This is a genomic window from Allobosea sp. R86505 (assembly GCF_042466375.1).
GTDB lineage: Bacteria > Pseudomonadota > Alphaproteobacteria > Rhizobiales > Beijerinckiaceae > Allobosea.
This window is the reverse complement of sequence record NZ_JAXHPY010000001.1, coordinates 2,831,631-2,853,188: the sequence shown is the minus strand read 5'-3', so window position 1 is coordinate 2,853,188 and position 21,558 is coordinate 2,831,631. Positions and strand designations below refer to the sequence as shown.

Annotated in this window: 17 protein-coding genes; 4 read left to right on the top strand and 13 right to left on the bottom strand. The window is 66.5% G+C overall.

Annotated elements, in window-relative coordinates:
* Nucleotides 1-16: 16 nt before the first annotated feature.
* From SJY11_RS13825 to gatB, 3 genes are all read right to left on the bottom strand, one after another.
* Nucleotides 17-1,171, bottom strand: a complete 1,155-nt coding sequence (locus SJY11_RS13825; protein WP_267518501.1) for a zinc-binding dehydrogenase — start codon at nt 1,169-1,171, stop codon at nt 17-19.
* A gap of 107 nt (nt 1,172-1,278) precedes the next feature.
* Complete coding sequence (locus tag SJY11_RS13820; RefSeq protein WP_376987167.1) at nt 1,279-1,785, bottom strand: GNAT family N-acetyltransferase; 507 nt, start codon at nt 1,783-1,785, stop codon at nt 1,279-1,281.
* Between the two features lie 139 nt (nt 1,786-1,924).
* Nucleotides 1,925-3,406, bottom strand: coding sequence for an Asp-tRNA(Asn)/Glu-tRNA(Gln) amidotransferase subunit GatB (gatB, locus tag SJY11_RS13815; protein ID WP_376989324.1), 1,482 nt, complete (start codon nt 3,404-3,406; stop codon nt 1,925-1,927).
* A gap of 229 nt (nt 3,407-3,635) precedes the next feature.
* Between gatB and SJY11_RS13810 the strand changes: the two genes are divergently transcribed.
* Together SJY11_RS13810 and SJY11_RS13805 are read left to right on the top strand one after the other, a co-directional pair.
* Nucleotides 3,636-4,808 carry an efflux RND transporter periplasmic adaptor subunit gene (locus SJY11_RS13810; RefSeq protein ID WP_376987166.1) on the top strand — a complete coding sequence of 391 codons (1,173 nt, stop codon included), beginning with the start codon at nt 3,636-3,638 and terminating at the stop codon, nt 4,806-4,808.
* A 68-nt stretch (nt 4,809-4,876) separates the two neighbouring features.
* A complete protein-coding gene (locus SJY11_RS13805; RefSeq protein ID WP_376987165.1) occupies nt 4,877-8,068 on the top strand; it encodes an efflux RND transporter permease subunit in 3,192 nt (1,063 codons plus the stop codon).
* Between the two features lie 92 nt (nt 8,069-8,160).
* On the opposite strand, the gene SJY11_RS13800 is transcribed toward SJY11_RS13805, so the two are convergent.
* From SJY11_RS13800 to SJY11_RS13770, 7 genes are all read right to left on the bottom strand, one after another.
* Nucleotides 8,161-9,393: an HlyD family secretion protein gene (locus SJY11_RS13800; RefSeq protein WP_376987164.1), complete on the bottom strand. Its 1,233-nt coding sequence runs from the start codon at nt 9,391-9,393 to the stop codon at nt 8,161-8,163.
* The gene (locus tag SJY11_RS13795; RefSeq protein WP_376987163.1) at nt 9,386-9,874 is read right to left on the bottom strand and encodes a hypothetical protein; all 489 of its coding nucleotides are present in this window, start codon (nt 9,872-9,874) and stop codon (nt 9,386-9,388) included. The genes SJY11_RS13800 and SJY11_RS13795 overlap by 8 nt, the downstream gene beginning before the upstream one ends.
* 153 nt (nt 9,875-10,027) lie before the next feature.
* Entirely contained in the window at nt 10,028-11,542 is a 1,515-nt protein-coding gene (gene gatA / locus SJY11_RS13790) for an Asp-tRNA(Asn)/Glu-tRNA(Gln) amidotransferase subunit GatA (protein ID WP_376987162.1), read from the bottom strand.
* Nucleotides 11,543-11,669: 127 nt separating this feature from the next.
* Nucleotides 11,670-11,957 carry an Asp-tRNA(Asn)/Glu-tRNA(Gln) amidotransferase subunit GatC gene (gene gatC / locus SJY11_RS13785; RefSeq protein ID WP_376987161.1) on the bottom strand — a complete coding sequence of 96 codons (288 nt, stop codon included), beginning with the start codon at nt 11,955-11,957 and terminating at the stop codon, nt 11,670-11,672.
* A gap of 178 nt (nt 11,958-12,135) precedes the next feature.
* The gene (locus SJY11_RS13780; RefSeq protein ID WP_376987160.1) at nt 12,136-12,702 is read right to left on the bottom strand and encodes a DinB family protein; all 567 of its coding nucleotides are present in this window, start codon (nt 12,700-12,702) and stop codon (nt 12,136-12,138) included.
* An 82-nt stretch (nt 12,703-12,784) separates the two neighbouring features.
* A complete protein-coding gene (locus tag SJY11_RS13775; RefSeq protein ID WP_376987159.1) occupies nt 12,785-13,588 on the bottom strand; it encodes a DUF2189 domain-containing protein in 804 nt (267 codons plus the stop codon).
* Between the two features lie 112 nt (nt 13,589-13,700).
* Nucleotides 13,701-14,933, bottom strand: a complete 1,233-nt coding sequence (locus tag SJY11_RS13770; protein WP_376987158.1) for an MFS transporter — start codon at nt 14,931-14,933, stop codon at nt 13,701-13,703.
* Nucleotides 14,934-15,152: 219 nt separating this feature from the next.
* Here SJY11_RS13770 and SJY11_RS13765 point away from each other — a divergent pair, with 219 nt between their 5' ends.
* Entirely contained in the window at nt 15,153-16,334 is a 1,182-nt protein-coding gene (locus SJY11_RS13765; protein ID WP_376987157.1) for a pyridoxal-phosphate-dependent aminotransferase family protein, read from the top strand.
* 12 nt (nt 16,335-16,346) lie between these two features.
* Here the strand turns inward: SJY11_RS13765 and SJY11_RS13760 are convergent, their stop codons facing one another.
* On the bottom strand, nt 16,347-16,865 hold the full coding sequence (locus SJY11_RS13760; RefSeq protein WP_376987156.1) for a DUF305 domain-containing protein: 519 nt from the start codon (nt 16,863-16,865) through the stop codon (nt 16,347-16,349).
* A 276-nt stretch (nt 16,866-17,141) separates the two neighbouring features.
* On the opposite strand from SJY11_RS13760, the gene uvrA reads away from it, so the two are divergent.
* Nucleotides 17,142-20,153 carry an excinuclease ABC subunit UvrA gene (gene uvrA, locus SJY11_RS13755; protein ID WP_376987155.1) on the top strand — a complete coding sequence of 1,004 codons (3,012 nt, stop codon included), beginning with the start codon at nt 17,142-17,144 and terminating at the stop codon, nt 20,151-20,153.
* 25 nt (nt 20,154-20,178) lie between these two features.
* Here uvrA and SJY11_RS13750 read toward each other — a convergent pair whose 3' ends face one another.
* Nucleotides 20,179-20,802, bottom strand: coding sequence for a hypothetical protein (locus SJY11_RS13750; protein WP_376987154.1), 624 nt, complete (start codon nt 20,800-20,802; stop codon nt 20,179-20,181).
* A gap of 136 nt (nt 20,803-20,938) precedes the next feature.
* A complete protein-coding gene (locus SJY11_RS13745; protein WP_376987153.1) occupies nt 20,939-21,454 on the bottom strand; it encodes a DUF6610 family protein in 516 nt (171 codons plus the stop codon).
* Nucleotides 21,455-21,558: the final 104 nt, after the last annotated feature.

Genomic DNA, 21,558 nt, shown 5'->3' with positions numbered 1-21,558 from the left:
GCGAGACGCCGCTCTATCAGACCAGCTCCGGGAACGGAACGATGGTGGACTTCACCGTCTTCATCGCCATCGCATCGGCGACGGCCTGGGTCACGCCGGCCTCGGTGAAGGGGTAGATCGTCTGCATCTCCAGGAAGGGGTATTTGTCACGGGCGCGGTAGAGCATGTCGACGCCGAGCGGCAGATCATTGCCGGTGAAGGCCCAGGAGCCGAGCACGTTCAGATCCTTGGTGCAGATGCGGTGCCAGTTGGTCTGGATCGAGCCCGCATCGGTGAACTGCCCCATCTCGACATAGGTGCCGCCGTCGCGCAGGAACTCGATGCCCTCGGGCCCCGCCGTGGGATGGCCGGAGCAGTCCATCACGAGATCGGCGCCGAAGCCGCCGACGATCTCGCGGACGCGGGCGATGCGCGCCTCCGCCGTGGTGTACTCCTCCAGATTGACTGTCGCCTCCGCGCCGAACTTGCGGGCGAGCGCCAGGCGCGGCTCCTCCGGCGCTCCGACGCAGATGACGCGGCCGGCGCCCATCTCCTGCGCCGCGGCGATGGCGAGGATGCCGATCGGCCCCGAGCCCTGGATCACCACCGTGTCGCCCCAGTTGAAGCCGCCGGCGCGCTTGGCCCGGTTGAAGGCGCGGATGCAGGAGGTCATCGGCTCGGACAGCGCGCCCAGCCGCAGCGACATGTCGTCGGGCAGCTTGTAGACCTTGGTGCCGGGCAGCATCTCGAGGTCGACATAGACATATTCGGCCCAGCCGCCCCAGAGATGCGGCGCCTTGTCGAAGCCGAGATAGCGCCCGTAATAGACCGGGGTCAGGCACTTGTTGGCGCTCTCGGGGTAGTGGACGCAGTAGTGGCAGTGCCCGCAGGGCATCAGCGGCGGGATCATCACCTTGGAGCCGACATCGAGCGGCTTGCCCATGAAGTCCTCGGTGAAATCCGCGCCCTTCTCGACGATGACGCCGCCGATCTCGTGGCCGAGCGTGAAAGGCCAGGGCAGCTTCTTGGGCCAGTGGCCCTTCAGGATGTGCTGGTCGGTGCCGCAGACCCCGCAGGCGCCGATCTTGATCAGCGCCGCCTTGGCCGGAACCGCAGGCCAGGGCACCTCCTGGATGGTCGGCTTGCCGCCGGGGCCGTCATAGGTCGCGACGCGGATGGGCTGGCGCTGCATGGTCGTCTCTCCCGGTCGTGCCGCTTTGGCGCGGCTTGGTTGGGAGTGACGCATGGCGGGGGCGGCGCGGCAACCGGCGCGGACGCACAGGGCGGTTGCGGCAGCTTCTATGCGGCGAAGAGGCGCTTGGCCATCAGCAGGGTGTTGGGGGTGTCGTCGCGGCCGTCGAAGCGGGCCTGGCGCTGCAGGAAAAAGCCCATGCGCTCATAGAAGACGATCGCAGGCTCGTTCTGGCTCTCGACTTCGAGGCGGGCCACCGGCGCCTCCGGGAAGCAGGCCAGCGTCACCTGAAGCAGGGTGCGGCCGATGCCGACGCCCTGCCAGGCCGGCAGGACATAAAGCCGCGTCAGGAGCGCGGCGCGGTCGCGCTCGGTGCGGGCGCTGGCGGTGGCGACGATCTCGCTGCCGACCAGCGCGACCAGGAAAGCGCCGTTCTCACGACCGAGCTGTGCGGCGAGATTCTCCAGCGAGTGCCAGGCATTGGTGATCTCGGCGACGCGCTGCCAGCCATAGATCCCGTCATAGGTGGCGTGCCAGGTCTCGACCAGCAACGCCCGCACCGCCGGCAGATCGGCGGCCTCGGCGTCGCGGATGACGAGATCGGCGGGGGTCATCTGACTCCCTCACGCCCGATCCCTCGCGTCATTCCGGACAAGCCGCAAAGCGGCGCCGTTCCGGAATCCATCGTAGAGCGCGACACCCTCGGATGGATCCCGGATCTCCGCTTCGCTGCGTCCGGAATGACGAGGTGGCTCACTCGATCCCCAGCTTCGCCTTCAGGATCTCGTTGAGCGCCTGCGGGTTGGCCTTGCCGCCCGAGGCCTTCATCGCCTGGCCGACGAACCAGCCCAGCATGGTCGGCTTGGCCTTGACCTGCTCGACCTTGTCGGGATTGGCGGCGATCAGCTCGTCCACCGCCTTCTCGATCGCGCCGGTGTCGGTGACCTGCTTCATGCCGCGGGCCTCGACGATGGCGCGCGGGTCGCCACCCTCGCTCCAGAGGATCTCGAACAGGTCCTTGGCAATGCGCCCCGAAATCACCCCCTCGCCGATCAGATCGACGAGCCCGCCGAGCTGGGCGGCGGAGACCGGCGAGGTCGTGACGTCCTTGCCCTCCTTGTTGAGGCGCCCGAACAGCTCGTTGATGACCCAGTTCGCGGCGGCCTTGCCGTCGCGCCCGGTCGCCACCGCCTCGAAATAGTCCGCCTGCTCGCGCTCGGCGACCAGCACCGAGGCGTCATAGGGCGAGAGGCCGTACTGCACGATGAAGCGGGCCTTCTTGGCGTCCGGCAGTTCCGGCAGATGCGCCTTCAACTCGGCGACGAAGGCGTCGTCGAATTCGAGCGGCAGCAGGTCCGGGTCGGGGAAATAGCGGTAGTCATGCGCCTCTTCCTTGGAGCGCATCGAGCGCGTTTCGGATTTGGCGGGATCGTAGAGGCGGGTTTCCTGGTCGATCGTGCCGCCATCCTCGAGGATGCCGATCTGCCGGCGCGCCTCGACCTCGACCGCCTGGCCGATGAAGCGGATCGAGTTGACGTTCTTGATCTCGCAGCGCGTGCCGAGTTCAGCGCCGGGCTTGCGCACGGAGACGTTCACGTCGGCGCGCAGATTGCCCTTCTCCATGTCGCCGTCGCAGGCGCCGAGATAGCGCAGGATGGTGCGCAGCTTCGTCACATAGGCGCGCGCCTCGTCGGCCGAGCGCAGATCGGGCTTGGAGACGATCTCCATCAGCGCCACGCCCGAGCGGTTGAGATCGACGAAGCTCATCGTCGGGTGCTGGTCGTGGATCGACTTGCCGGCGTCCTGCTCGAGATGCAGCCGCTCGATGCCCACCGTGATCTGCTCGGTCGGCGAGAGATCGACGACGATCTCGCCCTCTCCGATGATCGGGCTCTTGTACTGGCTGATCTGGTAGCCCTGCGGCAGGTCCGGATAGAAATAGTTCTTGCGGTCGAAGACCGAGCGGTTGTTGACCTGCGCATTGAGGCCGAGCCCGGTCCGGACCGCCTGGCGGACGCATTCGGCGTTGATCACCGGCAGCATGCCCGGCATCGCGGCGTCGACGAGGCTGACATGGGCGTTGGGCTCGGCGCCGAAGGCGGTCGAGGAGCCCGAGAACAGCTTGGCGTTGGAGGTGACCTGGGCATGGATCTCCATGCCGATCACGATCTCCCAGTCGCCGGTCGCGCCCTTGATCAGCTTCTTGGGGTCGGCGGGGCGGGCATGCGCGTTCATCATCGGTGTTCCGGCTCGAAAGGGGTCGCCTGACGGTTACGACCTCGGCGCGCGGGCGGCAAGCTTCTGTTGCACTCCCGACACCGGCTGTCGGGATTGTGGCATAGTGTGCCCCAATCTCGCTTTGTGAGGGGTGACGGATCTTGACAATCGTCAGTCCGCTCCCCTTGTAGCGGCAAAGGCCGGAAACCCTCAGGTTGTGCCGGCCGCAGCATTCCGGAGCTCTACCATGTCACATCGCCGCTCGGGGCCGATATCGCTGACCTATTCGGCCGCGTGCCTGCTGGCGTCCGTCGCCTTCGGCCTCGGCGAGGCCCGCGCCCAGGGCGGGCCGCCGCCCGCGCCGCCCGTCCAGGTCTCGGCGCCGCTCGCCCAGCGCGTCACCAATTGGGACGAGTTCACCGGCCGCTTCGAGGCCAGCGAGCAGGTCGAGGTGCGCGCCCGCGTCTCCGGATTCCTCGATTCGATCCACTTCAAGGATGGCGACCTGGTGAAGAAGGGCGATCTGCTCTTCACCATCGACCCCCGCCCCTACCGGCTCTCGGTGGACGCCGCCCGCGCCGAGGTCGCCCGCGCCAAGGCCCAGGTCGAGCTCGCCCAGAACGAGGTCGAGCGCGCCGAGGGGCTGACGCAGAACCGCACCATCACCGCCCGCGACGTCGACCAGCGCCGCGCCAACCTCAACAGCGCCATCGGCTCCCAGCAGGTGGCGGAAGCCAATCTGAAGACGGCCGAACTGAATCTCGAATGGACCGAGGTGCGGGCGCCGCTGGCGGGCCGCATCTCCAACCGCCGCGTCGATGCCGGCAACCTGATCGCGGGTGGCCAGTCCGGCGCGACGCTGCTGACGACGATCGTCGCGGTGGATCCGATCTACTTCACCTTCGATGCGTCGGAAGCCGACTATTTGCGCTGGCAGCGTCGCGCCAATGATCTGCGCACGACCGCCTCCCGCGAATCCGGAATCGTTGCCGAGGTGCGGCTGTCGGACGAGCAGGAGTGGAAGCGCCGCGGCCGGATCGACTTCGTCGACAACACGCTGAACGCGCGCTCGGGCACGATCCGTGGCCGCGTCGTCTTCCCCAATGCCGACCAGTTCCTGACGCCGGGCACCTTCGGGCGGCTGCGCGTCTTCGCCGGCGAGGCGGATGCCCTGCTGGTGCCCGACAGCGTCATCGTCTCCGACCAGGCCAGCAAGATCGTCCTGACCGTCGGGCCGGAGAACAAGATCGTGCCCAAGCCGGTCGTGCTCGGCCAGATCACCCGGGGCCTGCGCGTGATCCGCACCGGGCTTGCGCCGGAGGACAAGGTCGTCATCGGCGGCTTCGCCAACCCGATGGTGCGCCCTGGCGCGATGGTGACGCCGCAGCCCGGCGAGATCAAGCTCAACGGCAGCAACTGAACCGCGCCTCGAACCAGCCCCGGGCGGCCGCCGGCCGCCTGCCCTGACGCCAGGCCAGGACACCTTTCATGTTCCGTTTCGCCCATTTCTTCATCGACCGCCCGATCTTCGCCACCGTGCTCTCGGTGCTGCTGACCATCGCCGGCGCCATCGCCCAGCGCGGCCTGCCGATCGCGGAATATCCCGAGATCGCGCCGCCAACGGTCTCGATCACCGCGACCTATCCCGGCGCCTCGGCCGAGGTCGTCGCCGCCACCGTGGCGACGCCGATCGAGCAGGAGGTCAACGGCGTCGACGACATGCTCTACATCCAGTCGCAGTCGACCGGCGACGGGCGCGTCACGATCAACGTCGTGTTCAAGGCCGGCGTCGACATCGACCAGGCGCAGGTGCTGGTGCAGAACCGCGTCGCCGCCGCCGAGGCCCGGCTGCCGGCGGATGTGCGCGCGCTCGGCATCCAGACGCGCAAGGCCTCGCCCGATCTGATGATGGTCATCAACATGATCTCGCCGGACGGGTCGCGCGACGCCCAATACGTCTCCAACTATGCGACGCTCTATGTGAAGGACGTGCTGACCCGGATCGACGGCGTCGGCAACGTCCAGGTCTTCGGCGCGCGCGACTTCTCGATGCGGATCTGGCTCGACCCCGCCAAGGTCGCCTCGCGCAACCTGACCGCGGGCGACGTCGTCGCGGCGCTGCGCGCGGCCAACGTCCAGGTCGCGGCCGGAGCCATCAACCAGCCGCCGGCGACGCAGGGCGGCGCCTTCCAGCTCTCGGTCAACACGCTGGGCCGCCTGACCGACATCGCGGAGTTCGAGAACATCGTCGTGCGCTCGGACGCCAATGGCGGCACGATCCGCATCCGCGACATCGCGCGAGTCGAACTCGGCTCGCAGGATTACACCATCAACGCCTATCTCGATAACAAGAACGCCGTCGGCATCGGCATCTACCAGCGTCCGGGCTCGAATGCGCTCGCCACCGCCGAGACGGTGATCAAGACCATGAACGACATGGCCCGGCAGTTCCCTACCGGCGTCGAGCACCGCATCATCTACAACCCGACGGAGTTCATTGGGGAATCCGTCAGCGCGGTCATCCACACGTTGGTCGAGGCGGTCGCGCTCGTCGTCGTGGTCGTCATCCTGTTCCTGCAGACCTGGCGGGCGGCGATCATCCCGATCATCGCGATTCCCGTCTCGCTCGTCGGCACCTTCCTGGTGATGAGCGCAGTCGGCATCTCCTTCAACACGATCTCGCTGCTCGCGCTGGTGCTCGCCATCGGCATCGTCGTCGATGACGCCATCGTCGTGGTCGAGAATGTCGAGCGCTACCTCGCCCAGGGCATGACGGCCAAGGAAGCCGCGCATAAGACCATGGACGAGGTCGGCGGCGCGCTGCTGGCGATCTCTCTCGTGCTCTGCGCGGTCTTCATCCCGACCGCCTTCATCAGCGGGCTGCAGGGCACCTTCTACCAGCAATTCGCGGTGACTATCGCAGCCTCGACGGCGATCTCCTGCTTCGTCTCGCTGACGCTGTCGCCGGCGATGGCAGCGCTGCTGCTGAAGCCGCACGGCCATGACGAGGGCCAGAAGCAGGGCTTCCTCTACACGCTCGGCTCCCCCGTCCGGACGTTCTTCCGCTACTTCAACGCCGGCTTCGACTGGCTCTCGCGCAATTACGGCGCGCTGACCTCGCGGCTGATCCGCTTTGCCGTGATCCTGCTCGTCGCCTATGCGGGGCTGATCGCGCTGACGGTCAACCGGCTCTCGGTGACGCCGACCGGCCTCGTGCCGCAGCTCGACCGCGGCTATTTCATCGTCGCCTTTCAGCTGCCGCCCGGCTCGTCGCTGCCGCGCACCGACGCAGTCATTCGCAAGGCGACCGACGTCGCGCTGTCGCGGCCGGGTATCGCCCATGCGGTCGCCTTCGCCGGGCTCGACGGCGCGACCTTCACGATCGCGCCCAATACCGGTGTCATTTTCGTGACGCTGGCGTCCTTCGAAGAGCGCACGAAGCTCAAGCTGACCTCGGACGCCATCTTCGCCGATCTGCGCCGGCAGATGTTCGCGATCAACGAGGCCTTCGCCCTGGTGATCCCGCCCCCGGCCGTGCCCGGCATCGGCACCGGCGGCGGCCTCAAGGGCTATGTCCAGGATCGCTCGGGGCGCGGGCTGCCCGCGCTCGAGGGCGCAGCCTGGGTCGTCGCCGGCTCGGCAGCGCAGGTGCCGGAAATCCAGCAGCCCTTCACCCTGTTCTCGACCAAGACGCCGCAGGTCTTCGCCGATATCGACCGCACCAAGGCGGAGATGCTGGGCGTGCCGATCACCCGCGTCTTCGAGACGCTCTCGGTCTTCATGGGCTCGGCCTATATCAACGACTTCAACCTTCTGGGGCGAACCTATCGGGTGACGGCGCAGGCCGACAACCCGTTCCGGCTCGACCTGAACGACGTCGCCAACCTGAAGACCCGCAACACCGACGGCGAGATGGTGCCGATCGGCTCCGTCGCCTCCTTCTCGGACACGACCGGCGCCTATCGCGTGCCACGCTACAACCTCTACCCGGCCGCCGAGGTGCAACTCTCGATGGCGCGTGGTTACTCGACCGGACAGGGCATTGCGGCAATCGAGAAGATCGCGGCCGAGCGCCTGCCCTCGGGCTTCGGCTTCGAATGGACCGAGATCGCGCTACAGGAGAAGCTCGCGGGCAACACCGCCATCATCGCCTTCGGGCTGGCGGTCGTCTTCGTCTTCCTGCTGCTGGCGGCGCTGTACGAGAGCTGGATGCTGCCTCTGGCGGTCATCCTGATCGTGCCGATGTGCATTCTGGCGGCGATGTTCGGGGTCAATTATGCCGGGCTCGACCGCAACATCCTGGTCGATATCGGCCTCGTCGTGCTCGTCGGCCTCGCCGCCAAGAACGCCATCCTGATCGTCGAGTTCGCCAAGCAGGCGGAGGAAGAGGGCATGAATCGGCGCGACGCGGCGATAGCCGCGGCGCGGACCCGGCTGCGGCCGATCCTGATGACCTCGCTCGCCTTCATCCTCGGCGTGCTGCCGCTGACGATCTCGACGGGTGCCGGCGCGGAGATGCGCCAGGCGATGGGTATCGCGGTGTTCTCCGGCATGCTCGGCGTGACGATCTTCGGGCTGATCTTCACCCCGGTCTTCTATGTCGTCGTCCGCTGGCTGGCGGATCTGCGCAGGACAAAGGCGCCCACCGAGCCGACGCACCACGCCCCCGCGCAGGGGTGAGCCTGCGGCGAGGCTTGGACGGATAGCAAAAGGGCCGCTCGCGCGGCCCTTTTCGTTGTCGTTTGTGTGCCGCGGCTTCCTGAACCGCTCGGTCAGTGCCCGCTGAGCACCAGCATCTTGACCGGCAGCAGCAGCGCCTGGATGCGCAGCATGACGGCGTGGACCACGCCGGTGGCGTCGACGACATGCAGGGCGAGGCTCTTGAGCGTGCCGACCTTGCCCGAGGCGATCAGCTCGTGATTGCTGGAATAGGCGTTGGCGACGCAGCTCGAGCCGGGGAAGACGCCGTCGAGCCCGCCCGCGTAGAGCGGCTCGAGAAAGACGAGCAGAGTGCCGGGCCGCTGCACCTGCTGGGCATCCACCAACTGGTCGCCGGTCCGGAACTGCCCGGCCGCGATGAACTCCTGCACGTCGGTCACGACCATCGGAATGATCGTCCAGGGCTTCGAGATGCAGGCCACTTCGGCGGCCATGCCGACCTTGAGCACCTGCGCTTCGAGCTGGCTGAAGCCGGCCTGCAACGCCTTGCGGCCGGCGGTGGCCGGGATCAGGACGCCGGCCGGGCGCATGAAGGGATTGACGAGGTCGCCGACCTGCAGGGCGAACTGCTCGATATGCCCGGCGACGCCGGCCCGCACCACAGTCTTGGCCAGATCGACCTCGGCCTGGGCCAGTGCGGCCTCGGCGCTCGCCTTCTCGGCCGGCAGCAGCGCGGCGATGCGCGCCTGGGCGGCTTCGCGCGAGGCGGTCGCCGCCGCGACGGTCGCTTCGCGCCCCTGGACGACATTCTCCAGCCGCTCGATCTCGCGGGCGGCGACGACATCGTCGTTGCGGCGCTTGAGCTCCTGCTTCGTGCGCAGTTCGTCGAGGGCGAGCTGGAGCGAGCTGCGCGCCTCCTGGATCTTGGCCTCGTTGGCGAGGATGTCGACCTTGGCGACGGCGAGCGCCGCCTCGACCTCGCCGACCTTGCGGCGCGCCGTCTCGACCGCACTCTGCTGCTTGGCGTCGTCGAGCCGGAAAATCGGCTCGCCCTGGCCGACCTTGCCGCCCTGGCGGACATAGATCTCGGCGACGCGCCCGCTGCTCTCGGGCACGATCGGCACGGTACGGAAGAACAGCGTCGCATTGGTCGTCGAGGGGTGGTTGTAGAAGATCACCGTGATCAGCGAGACGGTGAGCATCAGGCAGCCGATGATGCCCCAGCGCAGCTCGAACCAGACAGAATACAGCGTGATCTCGTGGCCGAAGCGCTTTCCCTGGCCATAGCGGCGGTAGAGATAGTCCGGCAGGATCGTCAAAAGCGAGCAGATCAGGATCTCAACCATGGGCCGGCGCCTCCGGCGTGGCGGTCCGCACGACAGCGGCGGGCGGGCTCACGGGGGCAGGTGCCGAAGCTGCCGCCGGAGGCGGATCGCCCCCGCCTGGCGCGGCTGGCGCCGGCTCGTCCTCATCCCGCTCGGGCGGAATGCCCGCGATCTTGTCGAGCGCCCCCGCCATGCGGCGCAGCGGGTTCCAGACATCGGGGATCTCGATCAGGGCGAGCAGCAGGCCCGCCACCCAGAACAGGTGGATATGGGTGAAGAGCGCCAGCAGCCCGAGCACCGCGACGATCTCGAACTGCAGCTTGTGCGCCTTGTGCGCCATCCGCTCCGGCAGCGTGTGCAGGCGCAGGAACAGCAGCCCGAAGCCCAGCACCGAACCGATGATGATGACGCCCGCCAGGACCATCATCGCGTCGGTCTCGTTCGGCGCGGTGATGAAGGGCGGCAGGTGGTGCGGAGCGGCGGGATGAAGCTGTGCGGCCAAGGCGGGTCTCCGGGCAAAGGCGCTGGAGCCCGTCCGTCACCGGCCAGGACAGCAGCGGCCTGTCTGCCACCGCTGCCCGCCATAAACGTCCCCCAACGTTAGTCGATCTGACTTCGATCGCGCCGGGCTGTCAAATGACCGTTTCGCGTCGGCTCAGCCCCACCAGCGCTCCGCCACGGGGAAGCGGCCGGCTGCCTGCTCGATGACCTCGCCCAGCGCAAACAGCGTCTCCTCGTCGAAGGGGCGGCCGATCAGCTGCAGGCCGAGCGGCAGGCCCTGGCTGTCCAGGCCCGCCGGGACGGCAATGCCGGGCAGGCCGGCCATGTTCACCGTCACCGTGAAGATGTCGTTGAGATACATCTCGACCGGATCGGCCGAGCCCTTTTCGCCGATGCCGAACGCCGCCGAGGGCGTCGCCGGCGTCAGCACCGCGTCGATGCCCGCCGCATAGGCCTCGTCGAAATCGCGCTTGATCAGGGTGCGGACCTTCTGGGCGCGGACGTAATAGGCGTCGTAATAGCCGGCCGAGAGCACATAGGTGCCGATCATGATGCGGCGCTTGACCTCGGTGCCGAAGCCGGCGGCGCGGGTCTTCTCGTACATCTCGACGATGTCCTTGCCCTGCTCTCGCAGGCCGTAGCGGACGCCGTCATAGCGGGCGAGGTTGGACGAGGCCTCGGCCGGGGCGACGATGTAATAGGCCGGGAGCGCGTATTTGGTATGGGGCAGCGAGATCTCGACGATCTCGGCGCCAGCCGCCTTCAGCCAGTCGATGCCCTTCTGCCAGAGCGCGTCGATCTCGGCATTGAGCCCGTCGAGCCGATACTCGCGGGGGATGCCGATCTTCATGCCCTTCACGGAACGGCCGACCGCCTTCTCATAATCGGGCACGGCAGCGTCGACGCTGGTGGTGTCCTTGGGATCATGGCCGGCCATGGAGCGCAGCATCACGGCGCAGTCGCGCACGGTCTTGCCGATCGGCCCGGCCTGGTCGAGCGAGGAGGCGAAGGCGACGATGCCCCAGCGCGAGCAGCGGCCATAGGTCGGCTTGATGCCGACCGTACCGGTGAAGGCGGCGGGCTGGCGGATCGAGCCGCCGGTATCGGTGGCGGTCGCCGCGAGGCAGAGATCGGCTGCCACCGCCGCGGCCGAGCCACCCGAGGAGCCGCCCGGAACGAGATGCGTGCCTTCGACCGCGCCGCCTGAGCCCGCCGAGACGTTCGAACCCTTGCGGCGCCAGGGATTGACGACGTTGCCGAAGGCACTGGTCTCGTTGGACGAGCCCATGGCGAATTCGTCATTGTTGAGCTTGCCGAGCATGACGGCGCCATCGCGCCAGAGCTGGCCCGAGACGGTCGATTCATAGGGCGGGATGAAGTTGCCGAGGATCTTCGAGCAGGCGGTGGTGCGCACCCCCTCGGTCGCGAAGAGGTCTTTGATACCAACAGGCAGGCCTTCAAGCGGCCCGGCCTCGCCTTTGGCCAGCTTCGCGTCGGAGGCGGCGGCCTGCTTCAGCGCATGATCGGGCGTCTCGAGCACATAGGCATTGAGCGCCCGCGCCTTCTCGACGGCCGCGATATGGGCCTGGGTCAGCTCGGTGGCGGAGAAGCTCTTGGCCTTCAGCCCGTCGCGGGCTTCGGTCAGGGTCAGGCGGGTGAGATCGGTCACGGGCGATATCCGGATTGAATGAAGGCAGTGGAACCGTCATGGCGAGGAGCGCAGCGACGAAGCCATCCAGGAGCGGCAGCGCTCGACGTCCTCTGGATTGCTTCGCTGACGCTCGCAATGACGGGCGTCACTCGATGACCTTGGGCACCATGAAGTAGTCGTCGTCGGCGGCCGGGGCGTTGGCGACGATCCTGGCCGCGATCTCGCCGTCGGTCACGACGTCCTGCCGCTGCTTCATCGCCATCGGCGTGACCGAGGTCAGCGGCTCGACACCCTCGACATCGACCTCGTTGAGCTGCTCGACGAAGCCGAGGATGGCGTTGAGCTCGCCTTGCAGCTTCGGCAGATCGGCCTCCGGAACGGCGATGCGCGCCAGATGCGCGACGCGTTTGACGGTGGCGAGATCGACCGACATGGCGGACTCCAGCATGGTGGGCGCAGCGCGCCGGATCAGGGTTCGCCGCGCTATAGCAGATGGCGGCGCGTAAGTAAGGGCCGACGTAGCCCGCGGGTCATCCCGGACAAGCCGCACAGCGCCACAGGCCGGAATGTCGCGGTGGTTCCGTGCAGGAACAGCCTGGTCTGGACGGCCTCTAGCCGCCCTGCCCCCACACCCTCGCCTCGCTCAGCCCCAGCGCCGCGAACTCGTCGGCCCGCAGCTCCGCCTCGCCCACCGAATAGAACTCGTCGAGCTGCGGCGGCGCCACCGACGTGCCGCTGAGCATGGCATGGGCCTGGCCGCGATGGTGGATCTGGTGCTGGAACAGGTGCAGCAGCAGCCGGTCGAGCCGCTCGTGCTGGACGCGGGCGCCGCGATGCACGCTGACGATCCGTTCCAGCCCGCATTCATCGGCCGCCGCCTCGACCACGGCGATCAGCCGCCGGTCCATCACCTCCTGCGCCGCCGCGAGCTCGGGCACGGTCGCGCAGGGCTCGCGGTCAGCCCAGGCGGCGGGGCCGAGCGTGCCACCCTCCATCGCGTCGACATAGAATTGGTCGATGATCAGGATGTGGTTCAGCGTCGCCCGCAGGCTCGGGAAGAACCCGGTGCGCGACGCCACCCATTCGCCTTGGGACAGCGCCATGCAACTGCGCAGCAGCCGGTGATTGGCCCAGAGATTGTTGAAGGCCATCGCCCGGTAGGGTCGCAGTTCGTCCATGGTCGGTCCTCCTCGGCGAGGAGACTGACAGGAAGCGTGCGACGCGTCATGGCAGCAGGCGCCCCTGCGTCCGCATCCCGGCTCAGGCCACCGGCTCGACCACACGCCGGTAGAGATGCCAGGTCGCATGGCCGAGCACCGGCAGGAGCACGACGAGGCCGAGGAAGAGCGGCAGCATCGCCACGAAGGACAGAGCCGCGATGGCCGCCGCGAAGCCCAGCATCGGCAGCGGATTGGTCGCCACGGCCCGCACGCTGGTGATCATGGCCGTGATGAAATCGACCTCGCGGTCGAGCAGCAGCGGAAAGGAGATCACGGTCAGCGAGAACAGGGTCGCCGCCAGCACGGCGCCGACGAGGTTGCCCACGGCCAGGAACATCAGCCCCTCCGGCGTGGTGGTGATCACGGTCAGGAAGCCGGCGAAGCTGGCGAAGGACTGGAAGCCGAGGAACAGCGCCAGCAGCAGCCGCACCTGGTAGAGCCACATCATCATCACGAACAGCGTGACGAAGGCCATCCAGCCGAGTTCGCGCTGGCCCTGGGCGAAGACGACGCCGAGGACCTGCCCCCAGGCCAGCGTCTCGCCTGCCTCGCGCCGGCGCGACACCTCATAGAGCCCGACCGCCACGAAGGGGCCGATCAGCACGAAGCCTGCCGCGATCGGATAGGCCAGATAGGGCATGCCGAGGCGCGTCAGCGACAGCAGGATCGAAAGCCCGCCCAGCGCATAGATCCCGCCGAAGAACAGCCCGAACAGCGGCGCGGCCTGGAAATCCCTGAGGCCCGCGACAAAAGCCTCGACCACGTCATGGATCGCGATGCGCCGGACCACCGGGTCAGGCCGCCGCGGCTCCACCGCAGCCGTCTCGCTCTGGATTTCGTCCATGGCCTGCCTCTCCCCCGCTCCTGCCTCCGGCACGCGGGCCGGGGCTTGGCTTTTGGGGGCCAGCCTAGCGCCGGCACCGCCGCGCGCATTGGGGCAGATCAATCCGGCCGCGTCAGTGACCGGGTGCGGACGGCCCGTCTGACGCGAGCCGCGGCAGGAACCAGGCGAGCAGCCCGATCGCCGGCAGGAAGGCACAGAGATGATAGACCGTGTCGATGCCGATGCGGTCCGCCAGTTCGCCCAGCATCGCCGCGGCGATGCCGCCGAGCCCGAAGGACAGGCCGTAGAACAGCCCGCCGACGAGGCCGATGCGGCCCGGCATCAGCTCCATCGCGTAGATCAGGATCGCGGCGAAGGCGCTGGACATGATCAGGTTGATCACGATCGTCAGCACGCCGGTCCAGAACAGATCGGCGAAGGGCAGCATCAGCGTGAACGGCAACGCCCCCAGGATCGAGAACCAGATGATCTTGTTGCGGCCGATCCGGTCGCCCAGGATGCCGCCGAAGATCGCGCCCGCCGCCGAGGAGGCCAGGAACAGGAACAGCATGATCTGCGAGGTCTGCACGCTGACCCCGAATTTGCCGATCAGGTAGAAGGTGTAGAACGAGCTGAAGCTCTGCGAATAGGCGTTCTTCGAGAACAGCAGGATCACCAGGATCGTCACCGCGAAGGCGACCGCCGCAGCGGACCGCACGGGCGCGGCCGGTCCGGCAGGGGGCCTGGCCGTGGAAGCCGCCGCCGCTCTCTGGCGCTGCAGCTGCGCATAGCGCCCCGCCGTCCAGGTCATCAGCAGCATGGCCAGCAGCGCCGCGGCCGAGAACCAGGCCAGGCTCGCCTGGCCGCGCGGCACGATGATGAAGGCGGCCAGCAGCGGCCCCAGCGCCCCGCCCGTCTGGCCGCCGACCTGGAAAATGCCCTGCGCCAGCCCGTGCCGGCCGCCCGAGGCGTTGCGCGCCATGCGCGTCGCCTCCGGGTGGAAGATCGAGGAGCCGAGCCCGACGCAACCCGCCGACAGGAGCAGCAGCGGGTAGCTGCCGGCATAGGCGAGCCCGACCAGCCCGAACAGCGTGAAGCCCATGCCGACGACCATCGAATAGGGCATCGGGTTCTTGTCGGTATAGGCGCCGACCAGCGGCTGGAACAGCGACGCCGTGATCTGGAAGGTCAGGGTGATCAGGCCGATCTGCCCGAAATCCAGCCCATAGGCCACCTTGATGATCGGATAGATCGCCGGGATGAGCGACTGCATCATGTCGTTGAGCAGATGCGTCGCGCTCAGCGCGATCAGCACCGGCATGGCGGCGGCCTGGGCGATGCGGGCGGGCGGCGTCGTGGCGGTCATGTCCGAGGCGTATCCGGTTCGATCCAGGCCAGAGCTTGAAGCCATTGAACCGGCGCGGGCTCCCAAGCCAGCGAAATATTGTCGGGGGCGCCATGCGTGCCCATCGGCGACAACGGCATGACCCTGCGGCGTGCACGGCTCTTGCTTGTGGCCCGGCACTGTCGCTATGGCGACAGAGTCCCCCATCAGGCACCCGCCTTCACACAGGATTCCCGTCAGATGAGCGTCGCCAACGGCCGGCACATCCTCGCGATGCCGGGGCCGACCAATATTCCCGACCGCGTGCTGCAGGCGATGATGCGCCCGGCCGAGGAACTCGCCTCGAAGACGATCGTCAATCTGACGGAATCCGTCCTGGCCGACCTCAAGCGCGTCTTCCGCACCAGCGGCGAAACCTTCGTCTACGCCGCCAACGGCCATGGCGGCTGGGAGGCGGCGCTGACCAATGTGCTGTCGCGCGGCGACAAGGTGCTGGTGCTGGCGAGCGGGCGCTTCGCCATCGGCTGGGGCGAGATGGCAGCCTTCATGGGCGCCGATGTCGAGGTACTGCCGGGGAGCTGGCGCGCCGCGATCGACCCCGCCGCCGTCGAGGCGCGGCTGCGCGCCGATCAGGACCACGCCATCAAGGCCGTGCTGATGGTGCAGATCGACACCGCCTCGGGCGTCGTCAACGACGTCCCGGCCGTGCGCCGCGCCATCGATGCCGCCGGACACCCGGCCCTGTTCATGGTCGATGGCGTCGCCTCCGTCGGCTGCATGCCCTTCGAGATGGACGCCTGGGGCGTCGATGTCGCCATGTCGGCCTCGCAGAAGGGGCTGATGACCTCACCGGGGCTGGCCTTCGTCGCCGCCAACGAGAAGGCCATCGCGGCCCACAAGACCGCGACGATGAAGACGCTCTACTGGGACTGGTCGTCCCGGATGAACACGCTCGCCTATATGAAGCATTGCGGCACGGCGCCGGAGCATCTGCTCTTCGGCCTGCGCGCGGCGCTCGACATGATCTTCGAGGAGGGGCTGGAGGCCGTCTGGGAGCGCCACCGCCTGCTCGCCGGGGCGACCCACGCCGCCGTGGCACGCTGGGCCGAAGGCCAGGCCGTGACCTTCAACATCACCGACCCGCTCCAGCGCGCGCCCTCGGTGACGCCGGTATTGGTGCAGGGCATTGAGACCGCCACCCTCACCGACTTCGCCCGGGATGTCGGCGGCGTCTCGCTCGGCCTCGGCATCGGCGAGCTCAGCGGCAAGGCCTTCCGCATCGCCCATATGGGTCATGTCAACGCGCCGACCGTGCTCGGCACGCTGGCCGTGGTCGAGATGGCGCTGCAGGCCAAGGGCGTGCCGCATGGCTCGGGCGGCGTCGATGCGGCGGTGGCCTATCTCGGCGCGGCGACGGCCTGATCGGCGCCGCGGCTACCGCGCCGGTGGCGGCGGCGGAACCCCGCGCGCCCGGTAGGACGGCAGATCCGGCGCGTCGCGCGGAGGCGGATTACGTTCGAGATCGGCGATCAGGCGCTTCATCTCGGCGATTTCGCGCAGCTGCGCCTCGATGATCCGGTCGGCCAGAAGGCGCGTGCGGGGGTCGCGCAGATGCGCCCGCTCGCTCGTCAGCACCGCGATCGAGTGATGCGGGATCATCGCCCGCAGATAGGAGAGGTCGCCGACCGTGCTCTGGCTGCGCACCAGCCACAGGCTGCCGGCGAAGACGGTGGCGCTGGCGACCAGGATGGCGAGGTTAAGCCGGCGGTTGCCGTACATCGACCACATGAAGCCGAGCATGATCGCGGCCATGACGGCCCCCATCAGCAGGGCCATCCAGGCCCGCGTCTGGCTGAAGAAGACGTGGTCGAGAGCATAGGTGTTGAGGTACATCAGGCCGAACATCACGACCGTCGAGGTCGCGATCATCGCGGCGAAGCGTCCATAGCTCATCGGAATCCTCCTGGTCGGCCGCCGGCGGCGGCTCTCCGGAGAACGAGTGTCGGCCGCCGGCGGCGGCTCTCCGGAGAACGAGTCCGGCGGCACATGGTTGCAGGCGCAGCGGAGCGGCCGGCCCCGCCGGATCCTGCCATCCCCTGTCAGCAGCGCCCTCCGCGACCGCGCGCCGCGGCCGCCCTGCGTGATAGACATTGCCGCCGCCTGCCGGCCGGTCTGGCAGGACGCGGCTTTTGCCCTATCTCTACGCCTCATCCCTCTCTGGACGCCCCCATGGCTCGCAAACCCTCCTCCGGTGCCAAAACTTCGTCGGGTCAGACCTCGTCCGGCAACAAGACCTCGCTCGCCGACCAGGCCGCGTCGCTGGAAGCGCTGTTCGACGAGGCCCGCCGGACCGACTCGCGCATGATCACCGTGCGCGGCGCCCGCGAGCACAATCTCAAGAACGTCGACCTCGCGATTCCCCGTGACAAGCTCGTCGTCTTCACCGGCCTGTCGGGCTCCGGCAAATCCTCGCTCGCTTTCGATACGATCTATGCCGAGGGCCAGCGCCGCTATGTCGAGAGCCTCTCGGCTTATGCCCGCCAGTTCCTGGAAATGATGAGCAAGCCCGATGTCGACCAGATCGACGGGCTCTCGCCGGCGATCTCGATCGAGCAGAAGACGACCTCAAAGAACCCGCGCTCCACCGTCGGCACCGTCACCGAGATCCACGATTATATGCGCCTGCTCTGGGCGCGCGCCGGCATCCCCTATTCGCCCGCCACCGGCCTGCCGATCGAGAGCCAGACCGTGCAGCAGATGGTCGACCGGCTCACCGAGCTGCCGGAGAAGACCCGCGGCTACCTGCTCGCCCCGGTGGTGCGCGGCCGCAAGGGCGAGTTCCGCAAGGAGATGGCGGAGTGGCTGAAGCGCGGCTTCCAGCGCGTCAAGATCAATAGCGAGTTCGTCGAGATTCCCGATGCGCCCGCGCTCGACAAGAAGTTCAAGCATGACATCGACGTCGTCGTCGATCGCCTTGTGATCCGGCCCGATCTCGGCGCCCGCCTCGCCGACTCGCTGGAGCAGGCGCTGGAGCTGACCGACGGCATCGCCGTCTTCGAATATGCCGACGAGAAGGAGGAGGACGGCGCGCCGCGCCGCATCGTCTTCTCCTCGAAATTCGCCTGCCCGGTCTCCGGCTTCACGATTCCTGAGATCGAGCCGCGCCTGTTCTCCTTCAACAACCCCTTCGGCGCCTGCCCGGCCTGCGACGGGCTCGGCCACGAGATGCGCATCGACCCGGACATGATCGTCCCCGATCCCGCGCTCAGCCTGAAGAAGGGCGCGATCGCCCCCTGGGCCAAGTCGACCTCGCCCTATTACGGCCAGACGCTGGAGGCGCTCGCCCGGCATCTCGGCTTCTCGATGACCAAGCCCTGGGCCGAACTCCCCGACAGCGCGAAAATCTCGATCCTCTACGGCACCGGCGCAGCGCCCGTGCGCATGGCCTACAACGACGGCCTGCGCGCCTATGAGGTGAGGAAGCCCTTCGAGGGCGTCATCACCAATATGGAACGGCGCTGGAAGGAGACGGAATCGGACTGGGCCCGCGAGGAGATCGGCCGCTTCATGTCCGAGACGCCGTGCAAGGCCTGCCAGGGCTTCCGCCTCAAGCCGGAGGCGCTCGCGGTCAAGCTCGACATGCATCATATCGGCGAGATCTCGCGGCTCTCGGTCAAGGACGCGCTCGACTGGGTCTCCCGCCTGCCCTCGCGCCTGAGCCAGAAGCAGAACGAGATCGCCCCGCGCATCCTCAAGGAGATCCGCGACCGGCTGACCTTCCTGCTCGATGTCGGGCTGGAATACCTGACGCTGGCCCGCGCCTCGGGCACGCTCTCGGGCGGCGAGAGCCAGCGAATCCGCCTCGCCAGCCAGATCGGCTCCGGCCTCACCGGCGTGCTCTATGTGCTGGACGAGCCCTCGATCGGCCTGCACCAGCGCGACAATGAGCGGCTGCTCGGCACCTTGCGGAGATTGAGAGACCTCGGCAACACCGTCATCGTCGTCGAGCATGACGAGGACGCGATCCTCACCGCCGATTACGTCGTCGATGTCGGCCCCGGCGCCGGCATCCATGGCGGCCGCATCGTCGCCCAGGGCACGCCGCAGCAGATCCTCGACAATCCGGATTCGCTCACCGGCAAATACCTCACCGGCGAGATGTCGGTCGCGGTGCCCGTGCGCCGCCGCAAGGCGCAGAAGGGCCGCAGCCTCAAAATCGTCGGCGCCCGCGGCAACAACCTCAAGGATGTCTCGGTCGAGATCCCGCTCGGGCTGTTCACCTGCATCACCGGCGTCTCCGGCGGCGGCAAGTCGACGCTGGTCATCGACACGCTCTACAAGGCGGTGGCGCGCAAGCTCAACGGCGCGATCGACCACCCCGCCCCGCATGACCGCATCGAGGGCATCGAGCATCTCGACAAGGTCATCGACATCGACCAGTCGCCGATCGGACGCACCCCGCGCTCCAACCCCGCGACCTATACCGGCGCCTTCACGCCGATCCGGGACTGGTTCTCCGGCCTGCCCGAGGCCAAGGCGCGTGGCTATCAGCCGGGCCGCTTCTCGTTCAACGTCAAGGGCGGTCGCTGCGAGGCCTGCCAGGGCGACGGCGTCATCAAGATCGAGATGCACTTCCTGCCGGATGTCTACGTCACCTGCGACGTCTGCAAGGGCAAGCGCTACGACCGCGAGACGCTCGAGGTGAAATACCGCGACCACTCCATCGCCGACGTGCTCGACATGTCGGTCGAGGAGGCCAAGGATCTGTTCAAGGCCGTGCCCTCGATCCGCGACAAGATGGAGACGCTCGCCCGCGTCGGGCTCGACTATGTCAAGGTCGGCCAGCAGGCGACGACGCTCTCGGGCGGCGAGGCCCAGCGCGTCAAGCTCTCCAAGGAGCTCTCCAAGCGCGCCACCGGCCGCACCCTCTACATCCTGGACGAGCCGACCACCGGCCTGCATTTCCACGACGTCGCCAAGCTGATGGAGGTGCTGCACGAGCTGGTCGAGCAGGGCAATTCCGTCGTCGTCATCGAGCACAACCTCGAAGTGGTGAAGACGGCCGACTGGGTGATCGACATGGGGCCCGAAGGCGGCGACGGCGGCGGCGTCGTGGTGGCCGAGGGCACGCCCGAAGCCATCGTCAAGGCCGGCAAGGGCCACACCGCCCGCTTCCTCAAGGAGGTGCTGGAGCGGCGGCCGATTGCGAAGGGCAAGGCGGTGCGGGAGGCGGCGGAGTAGGTTAGTTATTGAATTCCACCCGGCATCAAGGTTTATCGACAGGATGGCCCGGGCCGAAGTCGATCCCGCTCACGTCAACCGGCGCGCCTGGCGAATTATTGACGAACACCGAATATGACTTGCGACGGCTCTCAGCGAGCCGCCAACACACAAAAATGCTAGCTAAAATTGCGAAGTATGGAAGCAAGCGCTGAGGCTCAAGGTTCGACCATGGCTGCCGAACGCCCGGCAGTATTTGGACAAAAAAATGAAATAAAAGCACCAAAAATGATATCGCAACAGCCAGCCATGCCTGGATACGAAAATATGTAATCATTTTCGCTTTGTCGGAACGGTGAGCGCCAAAATAATGTTGGATATCTCTTAAATCGGATTGATTCAGAAACTGGCGTTCAATGTTGGCTATTGTCACTAGATTACGATTGTACCAATAACTTCCGTCAATCATGTGGGCATACATCCACGCCGAAAGTATAACAATCAAAGATATAGCAATATCAAGCGGAATTATTGCCTTCTCGACCAAGGCCAAAAGCGCAAAAGCGCCAACAACTACAGAGACCGCCTGCCATACAACCGTCATCTGACGATTTATGTCAGAAAACATCTGTCGATACATTTCCATCAAAAATGTCTTGCGATCATCCATATCCCGCCCCGCGCGCTCAGTCAGGAGTATAACCGTTCCATAGCGCGTTTATGTTGGCGAGTGAATCTCGGAGGCAGTTCTCATAGCCTCCAGCCGGATGAGGCTTGAAACGCACCCCGTCGAAGTAATCACCAAATTACGCATCGAAAGTAAATCGATTACAATAAATCGAGAAAACAGGCATACGATTAGCAAGTACTCTCTGGATGTCCGGGCGCCCACCCAACAAATGAACTGGCCTCTGAAATGCCTCTGATGAAATACACGTCCCTCCGTAGCGCGTAGGAACGCTATATCCTAGAATAAAATCGTCCGGAATTGCACGGTGAAGCTTTTCTTCGAGACGAACATCCTTTGGAACAACAATCACGCGCGTTGAAAACCTCTGTAAGTGGACCGCCTCTCTCAAAACCTGATCAACCTGACTGATACATTCGATATCACGCGCTACAGTCAAAAATGGACGAACATGAATCGCTGCGCGCAAATGTGCGTCGAAACAATAATTCTTCCAGTCAATATCAAGAAAGCCAAGAACAGCAAAATCAACACGCCTGACGTCCCGTAGGTTTGTATATCGTGCCCCAGGCCGCCATCCCTCAGCCATAGCGAGCGATATAACTTTGGGGCCATGCGCAACAAACTTCAGCATAAAAATAATCCAGTCCCCGCACGAAATTGGATTTCGCGATTAGTGAGAACTTGCACCGCAGAAATAAATAAATTGACGAACCCTGCGCATGATCAGCCAAATTT